The sequence below is a fragment of the Burkholderia sp. BCC0397 genome (assembly GCF_902832865.1).
Lineage (GTDB): Bacteria > Pseudomonadota > Gammaproteobacteria > Burkholderiales > Burkholderiaceae > Burkholderia.
The window spans coordinates 1-17,281 of the sequence record NZ_CADFDL010000007.1; the positions used below are offsets into that span (position 1 = coordinate 1).

A 17,281-nucleotide genomic window follows, 5' to 3' on the forward strand; every position below is an offset into this window, starting at 1 on the left:
TCCATCAAGCGCCCACACTTATCGGCTGTTAATTTTTAAAGAGCATTTCTGCGAGGAACCTGAAGTTTCTCAGCAGCGCTGCGTTTTCAGCAGCAGAGAAGCGAGATTATGAACCGTGTTTCGCAGATCGTCAACAACTTTCTGAACTACATCGTTGCGACTGCGGGGCTCAACTTCCGTACCGCCAAGGCTCGCTACCACCGAACCCCAACAGCACCGCTTCCCTTCCCCCGCGCCGTGTTTCCGTTAGCGCGAAAGAGGCGTGATTCTAAGCAGCTCACGCCGTGAGCGCAAGGGGCTTGAAGCAACTTTTTTACAAACGCCGCAATTCGGCCGTCTGGCCGTGCCTGGGCACGATACCGCTTATGGTGCAAAGAACGGACTAGAATGTGAGGTTCTTCGCCTCTTTCTATATACGTCTTTAATATGCGCCAGCGAATCGCCAAACGCCTCCCCCCCGATGCCGACAAACTGGTCGGTCTGTCGCTTGCGCTCTTCGCGTCGGGCAGCCGCATCGAGGATCGCTTCTGGGAAGCGAAGCTCGATGCGCTGCTCGCCAAGATTGTCCGCAACGGCAATCAGACCACGCTCGATGCCGCGCTCGACCATCTTCAGCAGAATCATCCCGACGCCTACGGCGCGCTCGCCGACATGGCCGAGACGCACAGCGAGTCGATGGTGATCGAACACGACGGCCAACCGTACGATGCGCTGCTGGTCGCCGTCCCGGTTCTCGCCTGGACGCGCTACATGATTCCGTCCGGCCCGCTCAAGGGCGACGTTACCGACGCGCTGCGAACGCACCTGCAGGCGCACGTGCTCGCGAACGGCACGCTCGTCGGGCTCGCACCGTTCCTCTACAGCATCGACCAGTTGCCGCGGCACCACGTGGAAACCTACCGGCTGGCCCAGCAACTCGCCCATGCGGCAATCGGCCAGCACACCCCGAAGCTGAGCTTCGGCGACCTGCCGGAAACCTCGCCGATCCTGGCCGATCCGCGCTTCCTGCTGGCGGTCGTCGCCGCGCCGGCCGGCTCGCCGCTGTTCCGCTGGCAGGAAGAAGAAAACGGCAGCCGGATCGAGCGCGGCCAGTGCCTCGAACAATGGACGGCCCAGGGCGGCCCGAACCTGTCGATCGCGCTGCCCGGCTGCGAGTTCGAATGCCTGCTTCCGGACGCGTACTACTCGGCCTGTCGCGATGCGGACGAACGCGTGCGTCCGCACACCGTCCGAACGGCCATTCGTTATCTATTCGACACACTTGGTGCGGCGCCGCAGGAGCTTCGCGCGGTGGTCGCCGGCTTCGGCGAACGTCGTATCGACGAGTACCGCGTCGGCTTCACGCGGCGTGCCAGCAACGACGTGATCTACGGCGTCGTGTGGCCGCTCTACGGCCGTGAAAACGGCGACGTATCGATCGACAACGCGACGCTCGAAGGCGAAGCGCCGATCGAAGGGCCGCTCGAGGAAATCGTGAGCCTGCTGAAAGAATGCGGCGTAACCGACGTCCGCCGGCACGCGGGCCGCTTCGAACCCGAATACTGCGACGACTGCGGCGTGCCGCTTTACGCCGATCCGCTCGGTGAAATCGTCCATGCGGAAATGCCGGAAGATGCGTCGCCCGCCCAGCCGCACTTCCACTGACCCACCCCCGCAGGCCCCGACAGCCTGCCCTGCCCAAAGCCGCTTTCGGTGCCCACCGAAGCGGCTTTTTTCTTATCCGATGCCCCGTCGCCCAAAATTTCGAACTTTTCCTAAGCCTTTCAGCCAAGCAGACATCGTGTAAGGTCTTTGTCATTATCGGGCCCAGCCAATACCCGACAGCAGTCAATGACTCACTTCACGGAGGTTGAATATGCGGTTCTTGGTACTTAACTCAGACGCCGAACGGCGTGACGGACTGAAGACCCTGTTGCGGCAGATCGACCGGCACGCCAGCATCAACGATGCCCCTGACGGTTTCCAGGCGCGCCGGCTGCTGCGCACCCAGCGTTTCGACCTCGTCGCGATCGACTGGCTGGACGTAGGCCGGCTCAGCGAGCTTCAGGCACTCGGCAACGCGTGCTCGCCGACACCGGTCGCCGTTCTGGTCGACGACATCTCGCCCGAAGCTATCCAGCGCTTCTTCAATTACGGCGTCGCGGGCGTGATCCCGCATTCCACGCGGCCGCACCTGATCGTGCGAGCGCTCGAGATCGTCCTGCTCGGCGGACACTACATTCCGCCGATCGCCCTCAGCCTGCTGCCGTCCACGGCGACGACGACGGCGCGCCACGACGCCCATTTCCAGAAGCTCGCCGGCTCGCTGCCCCGGCGCCCGCCGAGCGGCCTCCTGTCGCCGCGCCAAGCGCAGATCATGCGGTTCGTCCACATGGGCAGCACGAACAAGATGATCGCGCGTACGCTCGGCATCAGCGAAGGCACCGTGAAGATCCACCTCGCGAGCATCTTCCAGCAGCTCGGCGCCGCAAACCGCGCCGCCGCGGTCGCGATCTACAACGGCTGGCTGTCGCCCCACCTCGAGGTACTGCTGGCGAACCGCAACCGCGCCCGCAAACCGGCCATAGGAGAACACGGCCCGGCTCCGCTGCGTACACAACGGCACGACCGTCCGTACCCGTTGCCCACCGCGAATGCCGACACGCAGGACCTGCCGCTCGCCGCCGAGCCGCCGGCACGGTTCCGGCGCGGACGCTAGGCAAACAGTCTCGATATTGCGACGGTCGGGCATGTGCAGGCTCCCACCTTTGATGCTCAACGAGTAATATGGACGCATGGGTTTTCTTTTCACACCGCTTCCGCTCTGGGTTGGCATCGGTGGCTGGATCGCCGCCGTGGCCCTGCTCGCGCTCGCGATCTGGAATCGCCCCTTCGTACGCCTGCAAGACGCCACGCTTCAGCACGTGTGGCTTGCACTCGTCACTGCGATCACGGTCCTGTGGGCCTCGAACGCATGGCTCGAAGATGGCATCGTCATGCATCTGCTCGGCGCAACGTTGCTCGTCACGCTGTTCGACTGGACACTCGCACTGATCGCGATGGGCGCCGTCACGGCGATCGCCGCGGTCATCTTCGACGCGCCGTGGCAAGGCATCGGCCTGACCTATCTGATCTACGGTGCGCTGCCTGTCGGCGTGTCGGCGTTGCTGCAACGCGCCGCGCTCGCCTGGTTGCCGCACAACCTCGCGTCGTTCATCACCGGGCAGGGTTTCCTGTCGCCAGCCATCGCGATCGTCGCGGTCGCCGCCGCGGCGGCCGGTGTCCAACTCGCGCTCGCGGACGGCGTGCCCGTCGTGATTCCGGCCGGCTATCTGCTGAACACCGCGCTGCTCGCGCTCGGCGAAGCATGGTTCACCGGCATGGCAACGGCACTCATCGCCGTCTATCGCCCAGCGTGGGTCACGACCTTCGACGTCCGGCGCTACCGCCTCGGCGGCCCGCGCGCCTGAATTTCCTCCGGATCGGCTCGGCGCACACGCGTACCGGCGGCACTTCCGCGGCGCGCGCCGAATACGCCACCTACTGCCGCACAACTTTTTTACGCTAAGATTGAACTCCTGTTCTTCATCGGGCATCTATACGTGCCCGATGTCTCCTTCGCTCCTCACCAATAACCAGATGGACAGCTCACCTGCCTCGCTCCGGATTTTCCGGGCGCTCGGCAAGCTGGCAGCCTGTATCGCGGGCCTGTCGCTTGCGCTTCCCGCTCCGGTATTCGCCGACCTGCTCGACCAGCGCTCCGAACTGATCAACAAATTCGTCAACGAGATGCATGCCGATCCGCTCGCCGCCGATTGTGCGGCGCACGGCAGCTTCATCGCCAGCACGTCGACGGCCTTCGACCGCGTCGACTTCGCGCCGAACGCATTCGACAGCGGCAACGCGACGATCACGCCGTGGAACGACTCGTTCGACCAGGGCAAGCAGCGCGTGAAAGTCGACAATATCGTCACCGTCGACGGGCTCGGCATCCACAGCAACGGCAGCGATCCGACGCCGCTGAAATTCCGTTGCGGCTATGTCGGCCAGCAAATGCTCGCGTTCAGCTGGAACGACCCGGTTCCGCCGCTGAAGCCGCGCGTCGAGCGCTCGTCGTCTTCGACGAAGAAATTCAAGGGCAAGTCGCACCGCGGCAAAGCCAAGGCGAAAGCATCGAGCCGTACCGGCAGCAAGAAGGCAGTGGCGACGAAAAAATCAGGCGGCCAGAACAAAGCCGTGAAGAAAAAAACCGCGAAGAAGTCCTGATACGACGGAGCGGCAACGACAACAGCAAAAAAAGCCGGCGCATCTCGCGATGCGCCGGCTTTTTTCATGCGACGACGGCGGTGCTTACGCGAACGTGTCGACGTGCACGAGGATCGCGGCCAGCATCGCCGCGCCGAGCGCCGCGCTGCGCTCGCCGTTCCAGCCGACGCGCTCGTCGGGCAGGTTCGCGTTGTCCTTGAACGGCATTTCGAGCGTCAGCGACAGGCAGCCGAACTGATGGCCAACATACTTCGACGCGAGCTTCAACGCATCTTCCTTGTACTTGCTCGCCGCGTAGCCATGCTCGGTCTGGAAGTCGGGGCTTGCGACCTTGAACGCGTCGATGAACGCGGCCTGCTCCTTGCCCTGCTGCTCGGTAAAGCTCGGCAGCATCTCCGAGCCGGCGACGAACACGTACGGCAGATCCTCGTCGCCGTGAATGTCGAAGAACATGTCGCAGCCGATCGCGTGGATTGCGTCGCGCACGGCCAGGACCTCAGGGCTGCGCTCGGCATCGGGCGCCATCCACTCGCGGTTCAGGTTCGCGCCGGCCGCATTGGTGCGCAGGTTGCCGTGCACGCTGCCGTCCGGGTTCATGTTCGGGACGATGTAGAACGTCACGCGATCGTAGAGCTTGCGCGCCACCGGATCGCCGGCCCAGTCGCCCCATCCGGCCAGCCGTTTGACCAGGCCTTCGACGAACCACTCGGCCATCGACTCGCCCGGATGCTGGCGCGCGATGATCCACACCTTCTTCTTCGGCGCACCGTCCGTTTCCGGCGTGCCGAGCGTCAGCAGCGACATCGGACGGCCTTCGACCGTACGGCCGAGCTCGATGACGCTCGCCTGCGGCAACTGCTGAACCGCGCCGAGAAACGCCGCGTGACGCTCTTCCGAGTACGGTTCGAAATACGCGTAGTAGATGCTGTCGAACTCCGGCGTATGGTCGATGGTCATCGTCTTGCCGTCGAACGTCGTCGGCACGCGGAACCAGTCGACCCGGTCGTAGCTCGCCACCGCGTGGTAGTTGCGCCAGCCGGACGGATACGCGCATTCGGCTGCGTTCTCGAACGTCATCACGCATCGCTCGCCGCGCGCACCCGTCAAGCGGTAGTAAAACCATTGCGCGAATTCCGAACGATTGTCGCCGCGCACGCGCAGCCGGATCGCGTCGGGGCTGTCGCACGACACGACGTCGATTGCGCCGGCGTCGAAATTACTGGTGATCGAAAGGGCCATCTGTCTATCTCCTTTGTCGACTGGCGTTAGCGCTTTAGCGCTTACGCCAGTCCCATGCAAAGCGGTCGACTGGCGTTAGCGCTTTAGCGCTTACGCCAGTCCCATGCAAAGCTGTCGACCGGCGTTAGCGCTTTAGCGCTTACGCCAGTCCCATGCAAAGCGGTCGACCAGCGTTAGCGCTTTAGCGCCTACACCGGTCCCATGCAAAGCTGTCGACCGAAGCAGGCGTCGCACCGCCCGTCCGGCCTCATGCATGCGCCGGCCGTCTCGTGAACGGCCAACAGGGTCACTCGCCGACACGCCGGCGATATACGTAAGTCGAATCGTTCGACGCAGCCGCATCGAACGCATAGCCTTCGGTCGCGAATGCCTTCAGCGCCTTCGGGTCGGTGATACGGTTCTCGACGACAAAACGCGCCATCAGGCCGCGCGCGCGTTTCGCGTGGAAGCTGATGATCTTGTAGCGGCCGCCCTTCCAGTCCTCGAATACCGGCGTGATGACCGGTGCGGCCAGCTGCTTCGGCTTGACCGACTTGAAGTATTCGGTCGACGCGCAGTTGACGAGCACGCGCGCCGCGCCGCTGCGCGTCTCGAGCTGCTCGTTCAGCGCCCGCGTGATGCGGTCGCCCCAGAACGCGTACAGATCCTTGCCGCGCGCGTTCGCGAAACGCGTGCCCATCTCGAGCCGGTACGGCTGCAGCAGGTCGAGCGGACGCAGCAGCCCGTACAGGCCCGACAGCACGCGCACGTGCTGCTGCGCATAGTCGAGATCGGTGGACGACAGCGATTTCGCGTCGAAACCCTCGTAGACGTCGCCGTTGAACGCCAGCACGGCCTGCTTCGCGTTGGCCGGCGTGAAGGTCGGCGACCAGTCGGCGTAGCGCTGGAAGTTCAGGCGCGCGAGCGGATCGGAGATATCCATCAGCGTCGCGATGTCCTGCGGTGACAGCTTGCGCAGGCCGTCGATCAGCTCCGACGCGTCGTCGACGAATGCAGGCTTCGTGTAAGACTGGACGTGCGGGGGCGTATCGTAGTCGAGGGATTTAGCGGGAGAGAGAACGATTATCATAGAGGCTCGCTGGCACGCCGTGCCTTGCGGTCAGACGAAAACCACCGATTGTAACGAATGCCCCGCTCTCTCGCCCCGCACGCCGCACACCGCGTCGTGCTCGACTCGAACGTCTGGATCGACATCCTCGTATTCGACGACCCCGCTACGCGCCCGATCCGTGCCGCGCTGGAGCACGGCATGCTTGCCGCCGTGATCGACGGCCGCTGCCTGACCGAACTCGAATACGTGCTCGACTATCCGCAGTTCCAGTCGCGTGCGATCGACAAGGTTGCCGCGCTCGCCGCGGTCGCCCGACTCGCGAGCCTCGTCGAACCGCCGCCCGTCGACGCCGACGCGCCGCCGCTGCCGAAGTGCAAGGACCGCGACGATCAGAAATTTCTCGAACTCGCCCGCGCCGCGCAGGCCGAGTGGCTCGTGTCGAAAGACCGCGCGCTGCTGAAGCTCGCGAAGCGCACCGCACGCGACTTCGGTTTCCGGATCGCGCAACCCGCGCCGTTTGTGGAAGCCTGCGCACTCGACGCCGCGCCGCCCGCCACGGCGACGCCCGCCTGACGCACTCCATCCGAATTCGACCGTATCGATGAACGCTCCTTCAGATATGCCAACGACGCCCGTTTTCCCCTCGCGCCTGCCGAACGTCGGCACGACGATCTTCACGGTCATGAGCGCGCTCGCCGCCGAAAAAGGTGCGGTGAATCTCGGCCAGGGTTTCCCGGATTTCGATTGCGATCCGCGCATCGTCGATGCGGTCGCAACCGCGATGCGCAACGGGCACAACCAGTATCCGCCGATGGCCGGCGTCGCGCCGCTACGCGACGCGATCGCCGACAAGATCGCGCAGGTGTACGGCCGGCGCTACGATCCGGGCACCGAAATCACCGTGACGGCCGGCGCAACGCAGGCGCTGCTGACGGCGATCCTGTGCGCGGTGCAGCCGGGCGACGAAGTGATCGTCGTCGAGCCGACCTACGACAGCTACCTGCCGTCGATCGAGCTCGCTGGCGGCAAGCCCGTGTTCGTCACGCTGGAGGCGCCCGACTACGCGATCCCGTTCGACCGTCTCGCGGCCGCGATCACGCCGAAAACGCGGATGATCCTGATCAACACGCCGCACAACCCGACGGGCACCGTGTGGCGCGAGGCGGACATGCGCAAGCTCGAGGACATCGTGCGCGGCACCAACGTGCTGATCCTGTCCGACGAAGTCTACGAACACATGGTCTACGACGGCGCGCGCCACGAGAGCGTCGCGCGCTACCCGGCGCTCGCCGCGCGCAGCTTCATCGTATCGAGCTTCGGCAAGACCTATCACGTGACGGGCTGGAAGGTCGGTTACGTCGCGGCGCCTGCCGCGCTGACCGCGGAATTCCGCAAGGTCCACCAGTTCAACGTGTTCACGGTGAACACGCCGATGCAGATCGGCCTCGCCGACTACCTGCGCGACCCGGCGCCGTACCTGTCGCTCGCGGGCTTCTACCAGCAGAAGCGCGACTTCTTCCGGGCCGGCCTCGAGCGCACGCGCTTCAAGCTGCTGCCGTGCACGGGCACGTACTTCCAGTGCGTCGATTACTCGGCGATCAGCGACCTGCCCGAAGCGGAATTCTCGAAGTGGCTCACGTCGGAAATCGGCGTGGCCGCCATTCCGGTGTCGGCGTTCTATCACGAGCCGCACGAATCGGGCGTCGTCCGCTTCTGCTTCGCGAAGCAGGAAAGCACGCTCGCGTCCGCGCTCGAACGGCTCGCCCGCCTGTAAGACCCGCACGGGCGGCCGCACGCCGCCCTTCGGGAACCGCGCTTACGAACGCACGACGTTCGCCGCTTCGACATACGCCTTGCGCTCGGCTGCCACGCGTTGCGCGGCCGGGCGTTCACTCACCGTCTTCGCGTGCGCCTTCCAGTCGATGCCTGCATCGAGCAGGAAGTCGCGGCCGAAGATGGCCTTCGTCGCCATTCCGATGACCGGCAGATGGACCCACGCGGCAATGTCCGCGAGGCCGAACGACACGCCGAGCACATACGGCGAAAACTGCGTCATCTGCCTGAATGCATCGATCGCGCGCGGCAGGCGCTTCTCGACGTGCGCCTTCATCCCGTCGCTCACCTTGCCGCCGAAAAACGCTTCCGTGTACACCTCGCGCGCCATCCATTCGAGATACAGCTCGAGCGTCTCGACCAGTTCGCGCACCTTCGCCGCCGCAAACGGACTCGCGGGGAAAATGCCTTTCTCGGGATAGCGCGCCGCCAGGTATTCGATGATCACCTGCGACTCGAACAGCGCGCCCTCTTCGGTCTTCAGGAACGGAATCTTGCCGAGCGGCGAATCGGCAAGCTGCGCCGGATCGCTGATCGGCAAACCGCACACCGCTTCCTCGAACGGAATGTCGTGCTCGAGCAGGACGAACTTCACCTTGTTGTAGTAGTTGGACAACGGAATACCGCACAGCTGTAGCATCGGAGTCTCCTTCCTTGCTGAAGCGCGGCCGCGTCGACGCCGGCCGCATCGGGATTCATTACGCTGAAAAGCACGTTCGTGCTAGTCTAAAGCAAGTTGTGCGTTCGTCACGACAACATGACCTCCGCTGCGGCGTCGGCTCCGCCTGTCCGCGCGACACATGCGGCGTCGCCGCCGCGCCACCCGATGGAGACACGCTCGCATGAGTGCTGAACTGCTGGCCTCGCGTCCGCCCGAGAGCGAATCGACGCTCGTCCTCACGCTGTCCAATCCCGGCGCGCGCAACGCGCTGCATCCCGACATGTACGCGGCCGGCATCGAAGCGCTCGCCACCGCCGAGCGCGATCCGGCGATTCGCGCCGTCGTGCTGACGGGTGCCGATCGTTTCTTCTGCGCAGGCGGCAACCTGAACCGGCTGCTCGAGAATCGCTCGAAGGATCCGTCCTTCCAGGCCGACAGCATCGATCAGCTCGCGGCATGGGTCACGGCGATCCGCGCGTCGACGAAGCCGGTGATCGCGGCCGTCGAAGGCGCCGCGGCCGGCGCGGGTTTCTCGCTCGCGCTCGCGTGCGACCTGATCGTCGCCGCACACGATGCGAAATTCGTGATGTCGTATGCGCGCGTCGGCCTGACGCCCGACGGCGGCGGCTCGTGGTTTCTCGCCCGCGCGCTGCCGCGTGCGATCGCGGCCGAGATCCTGTTCGAAGGCAAGCCGGTTGCCGCCGAACGCCTGCATGCGCTCGGCGTCGTCAACCGGCTCGCCGCGCCCGGCACGGCGCTGAACGACGCACTGGCATGGGCCGACGCGCTCGCCGGCATCTCGCCGAATGCGCTCACGCGCATCAAGTCGCTGCTCGACGACGCGACCGCGCAACCGCTGGACGTGCACCTCGGCACCGAGCGCGATCATTTCGTCGCGTCGCTGCATCATGCGGACGGGCTCGAAGGCATCACCGCCTTTCTCGAGAAGCGCCAGCCGCGCTACAAGCGCTGATCCGCCGCGTCGGCCTTCGAACCGACGCCACACCGCCGCGTCCATCCGATGCGGCCCGTCGACGCCGCGCACAACGTCGCGGCGATCTCCGGCCCGGCCGCGCATGCCCGTCGGCACGCGCGTTTCCGTCGCCAGCAGCCCGTGTCGATCCATGCTCTAATGACCGCCTGTCGCGGCGCCGCCGGCGCCGTTTTCGCGCATGCCACACAGGAGTTGACGATGATCGACGTCTATAGCTGGGCGACCCCGAACGGCCACAAGGTGCACATCATGCTCGAGGAAACGGGCCTCGCGTATCGTGCGCATCCGGTCGATATCGGCGCGGGCGACCAGTTCGAGCCCGAGTTCCTGAAGATCAGCCCGAACAACAAGATCCCCGCGATCGTCGATCCGGACGGCCCCGGCGGCCAACCGATCTCGCTGTTCGAATCGGGCGCGATCCTGATCTACCTCGCGGAGAAGACCGGCAAGTTCCTGCCGACCGATCCGGCCGCGCGCTATACGACGCTCGAGTGGCTGATGTTCCAGATGGGCGGCGTCGGCCCGATGCTCGGGCAGGCGCACCACTTCCGCCTGTATGCGCCGGAAAAGATCGAGTATGCGGTCAACCGCTACACGAACGAAGCGAAGCGGCTGTACAACGTGATGGAAAAGCGCCTCGGCGAATCCGAGTATCTCGCGGGCGACACGTACACGATCGCAGACATTGCGACGTTCCCGTGGACGCGCTCGTGGCAGAACCAGGGCATCGTGCTCGACGCGTTGCCGAACGTGAAGCGCTGGCACGAGGGGATCGCCGCGCGACCGGCCGTGCAGCGCGGCGTCGAGGTGCTCGCGTCGATGCGCAAGCCGCTGCAGGACGACAAGGCACGCGAGGTGCTGTTCGGCGCAACGCAATACGCGAAGCACTGACAAGCGTGTGACGAGCCGAGCGGCATCCGTGCATGCCGCTCGGCGCTTCAGAAGTAATGCAGCGTGATGAACTCCGCCGCGCATACCGGCAGCGGCGCGTCGGGGCGCTCGACCTGCATCGATACCGACCACGTTACCTGGATGCCGCCGCGCGCGGCGTCGGCGGTTTCCTTCACCGCGAACAGCGCACGCACGCGCGCCCCGACCGGCACCGGCTTCAAAAACCGCACGCGGTTCAGCCCGTAGTTCACGCCCATCTTCTGCTCGAAGCGCATTGCGTCGGTCATCAACGCAGGAATCAGCGACAGCGTCAGGAACCCGTGCGCGATCGGTCCGCCGAACGGCGACTCGCGCCGCGCGCGCTCGGGGTCGACGTGAATCCATTGATGATCGCCGGTCGCGTCGGCGAAACCGTCGACGCGCGGCTGGTCGATCTCGATCCAACCGCTCGCGAGCGGCTCCGCGCCGACCCGCGCCTGCAGCGCCTGCGCCGAGGCGATCAGCGGCAAGGTCACGTCGGTCATGGGTTCGCGCCCCCCGGATGGCGCAGCCCGAAAATCACCTTGGTGTGCACGCTGATCACCGTCTCGCCTGCTTCGTTCACGCCGACCCATTCGGTCGACACGATGCCGCGGTCGGGCTTGCTCTCCGACACGCGCTTGTCGTGCACCTTCTGATACATCGTGATCGTGTCGCCGGCGCGCACCGGCTTCAGCCAGCGGATCGAATCGATGCCCGGCGAGCCCATGCTGGTCGAATCCGGCCCGAGCTTCTGGACCAGCAGGCTCATGAACACCGAGCACGTATGCCAGCCGCTCGCGACGAGGCCGCCGAAATGCGATGCCTTCCCCGCTTCCTCGTCGACATGGAACGGCTGCGGATCGTAGCGCTTCGCGAACGTCTTGATGTCGTCGGGCTCGAACGTGTAGCGGCCCACTTCGGTGGTACTGCCGACCACCAGATCTTCGTAACTGATGCCCACTGATGAGTCTCCTTGTCTGGCGCGCTCGCGCGTCGCCGTCATGCTACGTCGGTCTGCGCGAAATCGGGTAGCGCCGCGATGCGGGCGAGGTGATGATCGGTATCGCCGAGCGTCGTCTCGATGATCGCCAGCCGCTTGAACAGGTGCGCGGCGGCCACCTCGTTGGTCACGCCCATGCCGCCGTGCAGCTGGACCGCCTGCTGGCCGACGAAGCGCGCGGCCGTACCGACCCGCGCCTTCGCGGCCGACACGGCCTTGCGCCGCGCATCGGCATCGCCGTTCGCGTAGCGCACCGCCGCGAGATAGGTCAGCGAACGCGCCTGCTCCGCATGGATCAGCATGTCGACCATCCGGTGCTGCAGCGCCTGAAAACGCGCGATCGGCACGCCGAACTGCTCGCGCGTCTTCGTGTATTCGACCGTCGCGCGATTCAGTTCGTCGAGCGCGCCGACCGCTTCCGCGCACAGCAGGAAGGTTGCGTAATCGGCGATCTGCTCGAGTGCCGCCGCATCGCGCGCACCGCCCGTCAGCAGTCGGGCCGGCGTGTCGTTGAACGCGATCGTCGCGGCACGCTGACCGTCGATGGTCCGGTAGTCGACCACCTTCGCGTTGGCCGCATCGCGTTCGACGACAAAGAGGCCGATGCCGCCGCCGTCGACCCGCGCAGGCACGATCCACACGTGCGCCTGGGCGCCGTGCTGAACCACCGACTTGGTGCCGGTCAGCCGGTATGTGCCGCCCTGCTCGCGCGCGCGCGTGTCGAGTTCGTACAGATCGTAGCGCGCCTGCGGTTCGTGGAACGCGACCGCCACCCGCTTTTGCCCCTGCGCGACCGCCTCCAGCAGCACGGCGTCGTCGCCTGTGCCGGAGCCGGCGATCCGCAGTGCTTCGACGCCAACCGCCGTGGCCCAGTACGGCTCGATCACGAGCGCGCGGCCGAGCTCCTGCATCACGACCAGCATGTCGACCGGCCCACCGCCGAAGCCGCCCTGTGCGTCCGGCACGGGCAACGCGGTCAATCCCAGTTCGGTGAATGCGCTCCACTGCGCGTCCGACACGCCGGTATCGCTGCGCACGATCGCCTGGCGCGCTTCGAAGCCGTATTGCTCGCCGAGATACCGGCGCAGCGCGTCGGCGAACTGCTGCTGCTCATCGGTAAAGCTGAAATCCATGGTTGTCTCCGTTCCCTGATCACAGCCCCAGAATCATCTGCGCGATGATGTTCTTCTGGATCTCGTTCGAACCGCCGTAGATCGACGTCTTCCGGTAATTGAAGTAGTACGCGGCGAGCGGCGCCGCATCGTCGTCGCCCGCGATGCTGTGTTCGCGCTCGCCGTCGAGGAACGGCACGTCGAACGGGGCGGCCAGCGGGCCGATCGCTTCGACCATCAGCTCGGTGAGCGCCTGCTGCACCTCGGTGCCCTTGATCTTCAGCATCGACGCCTCGGGGCCGGGCCCCTTGCCGCTCGTCTCGCGGCTGACGACGCGCAGCACCGTCACTTCCAGCGCCATCAACTCGACTTCGAGCGCCGCGACCTTCGCGGCGAACACGGGATCGGCGAGCAACGGCTTGCCGTTCTTGCGCTGGTTCGACGCCACCCGCTTCAGGAACGCGAGCTCCCGCTTCGACGCGCCGACGCGCGCGATGCCGGTGCGTTCGTGGCCGAGCAGGTATTTCGCGTAGGTCCAGCCGCGGTTCTCGTCGCCGACGAGGTTCTCGACCGGCACCTTCACGTCCTCGAAGAACACCTCGTTGACCTCGTGGTCCTCGTCGAGCATCACGATCGGGCGCACCGTGATGCCGGGCGTCTTCATGTCGATCAGCAGGAACGAGATGCCCTCCTGCTTCTTCGCAGCCGGATCGGTGCGCACGAGGCAGAACATCATGTCGGCGTACTGGCCGAGCGTGGTCCAGGTCTTCTGGCCGTTGACGACGTAGTGATCGCCGTGGCGCTCGGCGCGCGTGCGCAGCGACGCGAGGTCGGATCCGGAACCCGGCTCCGAATAACCCTGGCACCACCAGTCCGAGCCGTCGAGGATGCGCGGCAGATAGTGGCGCTTCTGCGCTTCGCTGCCGTATTTCATCAGGACCGGCGCGACCATCGACACCCCGAACGGCAGCACGGTCGGCGCACCGATCCGCGCGCACTCCTCGTCCCAGATGTGCCGCTGCGTCGCGTTCCAGCCCGGGCCGCCATATTCGACCGGCCAGGCGGGCGCGGACCAGCCGCGCTGGCCGAGAATCCGGTGCCAGCTCGCGAAATCCTCGCGGTCGAGTCGTTTGTGATCGAGTACCTTGGCGCGCAGTGCGTGAGGCAGGTTGGCCTCGAGCCAGGCGCGGACGTCGGCGCGGAACGCGTCGTCGGCGGGGGAATAATCCAGATCCATGCGCAGTGTCTCCTGTCCGCGGCCGTCCCCGGCCAAGGACACACTGCGTACGTCATTGCAGCGGTTCTTTCAGCGCGGCTGGAATCGGCAGCGGCATCACGTCGATGCCTTCTTCGACCAAGGACTGCGCATCCTCCGGCGTCGTGACGCCGCGAATGCTGCGTGCCGGCGCCTCGTTGTAATGGATGCGCCGCGCTTCCTCGGCGAAGCGCTCGCCCACGTTCTCGGTCTTCTCCAGCACCTCGCGCAGCGCGCGCATCACCTGCGCCTGCAGCGCACGCGGATCGGCCGGCTGCGCTTGCGTCGCGCCCGACAGGTTCAGGCGCGGCGCCGACGGCATCCGGTTGATCTCCGTCGTTCCGCACACCGGACATTCGACCAGCTTGCGGGACAACTGCGCTTCGAATTCATCGGCGGAAGCGAACCAGCCTTCGAACCGATGACCGTGCGGACACTGTAAATCGAGGACCTTCATGCTGAATCAGGGCGTGTAACGAGTGTAGCGCAAAAAGCGGTTTTGTGAACGATCGTGCTAAATCCAGATCACGCGACACGAACGCGCCGCGTCACCGGATTGTAACGCGGCGTTCCGGCCGCCGCTGACGCCGTGCTCAGGGCGTGACGACCGGCCCGAGCGGCCACGTGCCGGACAGCACCTTGTCGAGCCACATCGTGCCGATGATCGTCTTCACGTCGGAGATCTGGCCCGTGCGCACCCATTCCTGCAGGTCGGCCAGCGTCGCGGTGAAGGTTTCGAGGAATTCGCCTTCGTCGAGCTTGCGCTCGCCGGCCGTGAGCCCGCGCGCGAGGTACAGGTCGATGAATTCGGTCGAATAGGAAATGATCGGATGAATGCGGGCCAGGAACACGTATTCACGCGCCGTGTAGCCCGTTTCCTCGCGCAGTTCACGCACCGCGCACGCGAGCGCGCCTTCGTTCGGATCGAGCTTGCCGGCCGGGAATTCGGCCATCACCTTGCCGATCGGATAGCGGAACTGGCTTTCCATCAGCACGCGGCCGTCGTCGAACAGCGGGATCACCATCACCGCGCCCGGATGCTGCACGTATTCGCGCGTAGCCTTCTTGCCGTCCGGCAGACGGACGGTGTCGCGCTTGAGCTTGAGGAACGCGCCTTCGAAGATCGCCTCGCTCTCGAGGCAGGTTTCGGTCAGTGCGGCGTCGTGATTGGGTAGTTCGGCCATCGGCGGCTCCTGAATGAGCACGACGGACGGCCGGAGCCGTCAGCGTCGTTTGACGAGATACTGGAACGTGAAGCCGGGAAACGCGAACACGACGAAGAGACTGAACGTGATCGCGTAAAACTGCCAGCCCTGTTCGAAGCGGTTGCCGGCGCGCGACTCGAGCCAGAAGCCGAGCGCGCCGACGACGAAGTACAGCACGATCAGCTCGCCGATCCGCACCCACGCATTCTTCTTCGTCGCGCCGAACGGCACGACGGCGAAGAGGCGTTGGTTCAGGAACGGCAGGTTGGCGCAGACGAGCGCCAACAGCACGATGAACCAGCCGGCTGCCGACATTACAGCGGCAGCGTGTGACGGATTGCCTGCAGGCAGGCGGTCAGCAGCGGGCTCGGGATCAGGCCGAGCACGACGACCGCCAGGCCGTTCAGCACGAGGATCGTGCGCTTGCAGAAATCGCCCGAGATCGGCGTCGAATCCTGCGGGGCATCGAAGTACATCAGCTTGACGATGCGCAGGTAGTAGAACGCGCCGAACAGCGACGTGATCACGGCCAGCACGGCCAGCCACGTGAGGCCCGCGTTGACGGTCGCCTCGAGCACGGCGAGCTTCGCGTAGAAGCCGACGGTCGGCGGGATGCCGGCCAGCGAGAACATCATGACCATCATCACGAACGCGAACACCGGGCTGCGCTTGTTGAGGCCCTTGAAGTCGTCGATCGTTTCCGCTTCGAAATCGCGGCGTGCGAGCAGCATCACCACGCCGAACGAGCCGAGCGTCGTGATCAGGTAGACGATCGCGTAGAACATCGCCGAGCTGTATGCGTTCGCCGGTGCCGCCGCGTCGCCCTTCACGATGCCCGCGAGCAGGCCGAGCAGCACGAAGCCCATGTTCGAGATCGCCGAATACGCGAGCATCCGCTTGATGTTGCGCTGGACGATACCGGTGATGTTGCCGACGATCAGCGACAGCGCGGCGAGAATCACGAGCGCGGTCTGCCAGTTCTGCGCGAGCGGCAGCAGGCCCATCACCAGGAAGCGCAGGCCCCACGCGAACGCGGCAACCTTCGGGCCGCCGCCGACGAACAGCGTCATCGCGGTCGGTGCGCCCTGGTAGACGTCCGGCACCCACATGTGGAACGGCACGGCGCCGAGCTTGAACGCGATACCGGCGACGATGAAGATCACGCCGAACATCAGCACGGCCGCGTCGGTGTTGCCGCCGACCGCCTTGTACACCTCGCCCAGCTCGAGCGAGCCGGTCGCGCCGTAGAGCATCGAGATGCCGTACAGCACGAAACCCGACGCAAGCGCGCCCAGCACGTAGTACTTCATCGCGGCTTCGCTCGACTGCGGAGCGTCGCGGCGCAGCGCGATGACCGCGTACAGCGACAGCGACATCAGTTCGAGGCCGAGGTACAGCGTCAGGAAGTTGTTGCCCGACACCATGACCAGCTGGCCGAGCAGCGAGAACATGCCGAGCAGGAACACGTCGCCGCGGAACATGTCGCGGTCTTCGAGGTACTTGCGCGAATAGACGAGCGAGACCGCGAAACCGAACGACACGACAGCCTTCATCGTGCTCGCGAACGAGTCGACGACGACCATCTTCGAGAAGAAGTAGTACTGCTGCGGGTCGAGCGCCTGGACCGCGAACCACACGCCGGCGACGACCGACGAGACGACCGCGATCAGATAGGTCAGGCGGCGGCCGGACGCACCGGTAAAGGTGTCGTTCAGCCAAGCGACGACGATGGCGGCCAGCACCAGCGCGTCAGGCAACAGGACATTCATAGGGG

General features: G+C 65.4%; 19 protein-coding genes. 8 read left to right on the plus strand and 11 right to left on the minus strand.

The window, feature by feature from the left end; genetic code table 11:
• The first annotated feature begins 426 nt into the window (after positions 1-426).
• The 4 genes from HWX03_RS21295 (at position 427) to HWX03_RS21310 (ending at position 4,245) form a co-directional block, all read left to right on the plus strand.
• Positions 427-1,644, plus strand: a complete 1,218-nt coding sequence (locus HWX03_RS21295) for a DUF2863 family protein (protein WP_174388161.1) — start codon at positions 427-429, stop codon at positions 1,642-1,644.
• Positions 1,645-1,855: 211 nt separating this feature from the next.
• Positions 1,856-2,698, plus strand: coding sequence for a response regulator transcription factor (locus HWX03_RS21300; RefSeq protein WP_175822382.1), 843 nt, complete (start codon positions 1,856-1,858; stop codon positions 2,696-2,698).
• A gap of 76 nt (positions 2,699-2,774) precedes the next feature.
• Positions 2,775-3,449, plus strand: a complete 675-nt coding sequence (locus HWX03_RS21305; protein WP_175872597.1) for an energy-coupling factor ABC transporter permease — start codon at positions 2,775-2,777, stop codon at positions 3,447-3,449.
• Between the two features lie 139 nt (positions 3,450-3,588).
• A complete protein-coding gene (locus HWX03_RS21310) occupies positions 3,589-4,245 on the plus strand; it encodes a hypothetical protein (protein ID WP_175872598.1) in 657 nt (218 codons plus the stop codon).
• Between the two features lie 84 nt (positions 4,246-4,329).
• Here HWX03_RS21310 and HWX03_RS21315 read toward each other — a convergent pair whose 3' ends face one another.
• Positions 4,330-5,484 carry a carboxypeptidase family protein gene (locus HWX03_RS21315; RefSeq protein ID WP_175872599.1) on the minus strand — a complete coding sequence of 385 codons (1,155 nt, stop codon included), beginning with the start codon at positions 5,482-5,484 and terminating at the stop codon, positions 4,330-4,332.
• Positions 5,485-5,770: 286 nt separating this feature from the next.
• On the minus strand, positions 5,771-6,553 hold the full coding sequence (yaaA, locus tag HWX03_RS21320; RefSeq protein WP_175872600.1) for a peroxide stress protein YaaA: 783 nt from the start codon (positions 6,551-6,553) through the stop codon (positions 5,771-5,773).
• 57 nt (positions 6,554-6,610) lie between these two features.
• Here yaaA and HWX03_RS21325 point away from each other — a divergent pair, with 57 nt between their 5' ends.
• Together HWX03_RS21325 and HWX03_RS21330 are read left to right on the plus strand one after the other, a co-directional pair.
• Positions 6,611-7,108, plus strand: coding sequence for a putative toxin-antitoxin system toxin component, PIN family (locus tag HWX03_RS21325; RefSeq protein ID WP_175872601.1), 498 nt, complete (start codon positions 6,611-6,613; stop codon positions 7,106-7,108).
• Positions 7,109-7,136: 28 nt separating this feature from the next.
• A complete protein-coding gene (locus HWX03_RS21330; RefSeq protein WP_175872602.1) occupies positions 7,137-8,309 on the plus strand; it encodes a pyridoxal phosphate-dependent aminotransferase in 1,173 nt (390 codons plus the stop codon).
• A 42-nt stretch (positions 8,310-8,351) separates the two neighbouring features.
• Here HWX03_RS21330 and HWX03_RS21335 read toward each other — a convergent pair whose 3' ends face one another.
• Positions 8,352-9,008 carry a glutathione S-transferase gene (locus HWX03_RS21335; RefSeq protein WP_175872603.1) on the minus strand — a complete coding sequence of 219 codons (657 nt, stop codon included), beginning with the start codon at positions 9,006-9,008 and terminating at the stop codon, positions 8,352-8,354.
• A 202-nt stretch (positions 9,009-9,210) separates the two neighbouring features.
• Here HWX03_RS21335 and HWX03_RS21340 point away from each other — a divergent pair, with 202 nt between their 5' ends.
• Entirely contained in the window at positions 9,211-10,002 is a 792-nt protein-coding gene (locus tag HWX03_RS21340) for an enoyl-CoA hydratase (RefSeq protein ID WP_175872604.1), read from the plus strand.
• Positions 10,003-10,221: 219 nt separating this feature from the next.
• Positions 10,222-10,914: a glutathione binding-like protein gene (locus tag HWX03_RS21345; RefSeq protein ID WP_175872605.1), complete on the plus strand. Its 693-nt coding sequence runs from the start codon at positions 10,222-10,224 to the stop codon at positions 10,912-10,914.
• A gap of 47 nt (positions 10,915-10,961) precedes the next feature.
• Here HWX03_RS21345 and HWX03_RS21350 read toward each other — a convergent pair whose 3' ends face one another.
• From HWX03_RS21350 to nuoN, 8 genes are all read right to left on the minus strand, one after another.
• Positions 10,962-11,438: a MaoC family dehydratase gene (locus HWX03_RS21350; RefSeq protein WP_089435387.1), complete on the minus strand. Its 477-nt coding sequence runs from the start codon at positions 11,436-11,438 to the stop codon at positions 10,962-10,964.
• Positions 11,435-11,896 carry a MaoC family dehydratase gene (locus HWX03_RS21355; RefSeq protein WP_006478281.1) on the minus strand — a complete coding sequence of 154 codons (462 nt, stop codon included), beginning with the start codon at positions 11,894-11,896 and terminating at the stop codon, positions 11,435-11,437. Before HWX03_RS21355 ends, HWX03_RS21350 begins: the two co-directional genes overlap by 4 nt.
• A gap of 38 nt (positions 11,897-11,934) precedes the next feature.
• Entirely contained in the window at positions 11,935-13,068 is a 1,134-nt protein-coding gene (locus tag HWX03_RS21360; protein WP_175872606.1) for an acyl-CoA dehydrogenase family protein, read from the minus strand.
• 19 nt (positions 13,069-13,087) lie between these two features.
• Positions 13,088-14,284: an acyl-CoA dehydrogenase family protein gene (locus HWX03_RS21365; protein WP_059781350.1), complete on the minus strand. Its 1,197-nt coding sequence runs from the start codon at positions 14,282-14,284 to the stop codon at positions 13,088-13,090.
• A 52-nt stretch (positions 14,285-14,336) separates the two neighbouring features.
• Positions 14,337-14,759 carry a DUF1178 family protein gene (locus tag HWX03_RS21370; RefSeq protein ID WP_006750470.1) on the minus strand — a complete coding sequence of 141 codons (423 nt, stop codon included), beginning with the start codon at positions 14,757-14,759 and terminating at the stop codon, positions 14,337-14,339.
• A gap of 136 nt (positions 14,760-14,895) precedes the next feature.
• Positions 14,896-15,486 (minus strand): NUDIX hydrolase, encoded by a 591-nt coding sequence (locus tag HWX03_RS21375; protein ID WP_006478277.1) that lies wholly within the window; start codon positions 15,484-15,486, stop codon positions 14,896-14,898.
• Positions 15,487-15,525: 39 nt separating this feature from the next.
• Positions 15,526-15,822: a DUF2818 family protein gene (locus HWX03_RS21380; RefSeq protein WP_006478276.1), complete on the minus strand. Its 297-nt coding sequence runs from the start codon at positions 15,820-15,822 to the stop codon at positions 15,526-15,528.
• Positions 15,822-17,276: an NADH-quinone oxidoreductase subunit NuoN gene (nuoN, locus tag HWX03_RS21385; protein ID WP_175822396.1), complete on the minus strand. Its 1,455-nt coding sequence runs from the start codon at positions 17,274-17,276 to the stop codon at positions 15,822-15,824. The genes HWX03_RS21380 and nuoN overlap by 1 nt, the downstream gene beginning before the upstream one ends.
• Positions 17,277-17,281: the final 5 nt, after the last annotated feature.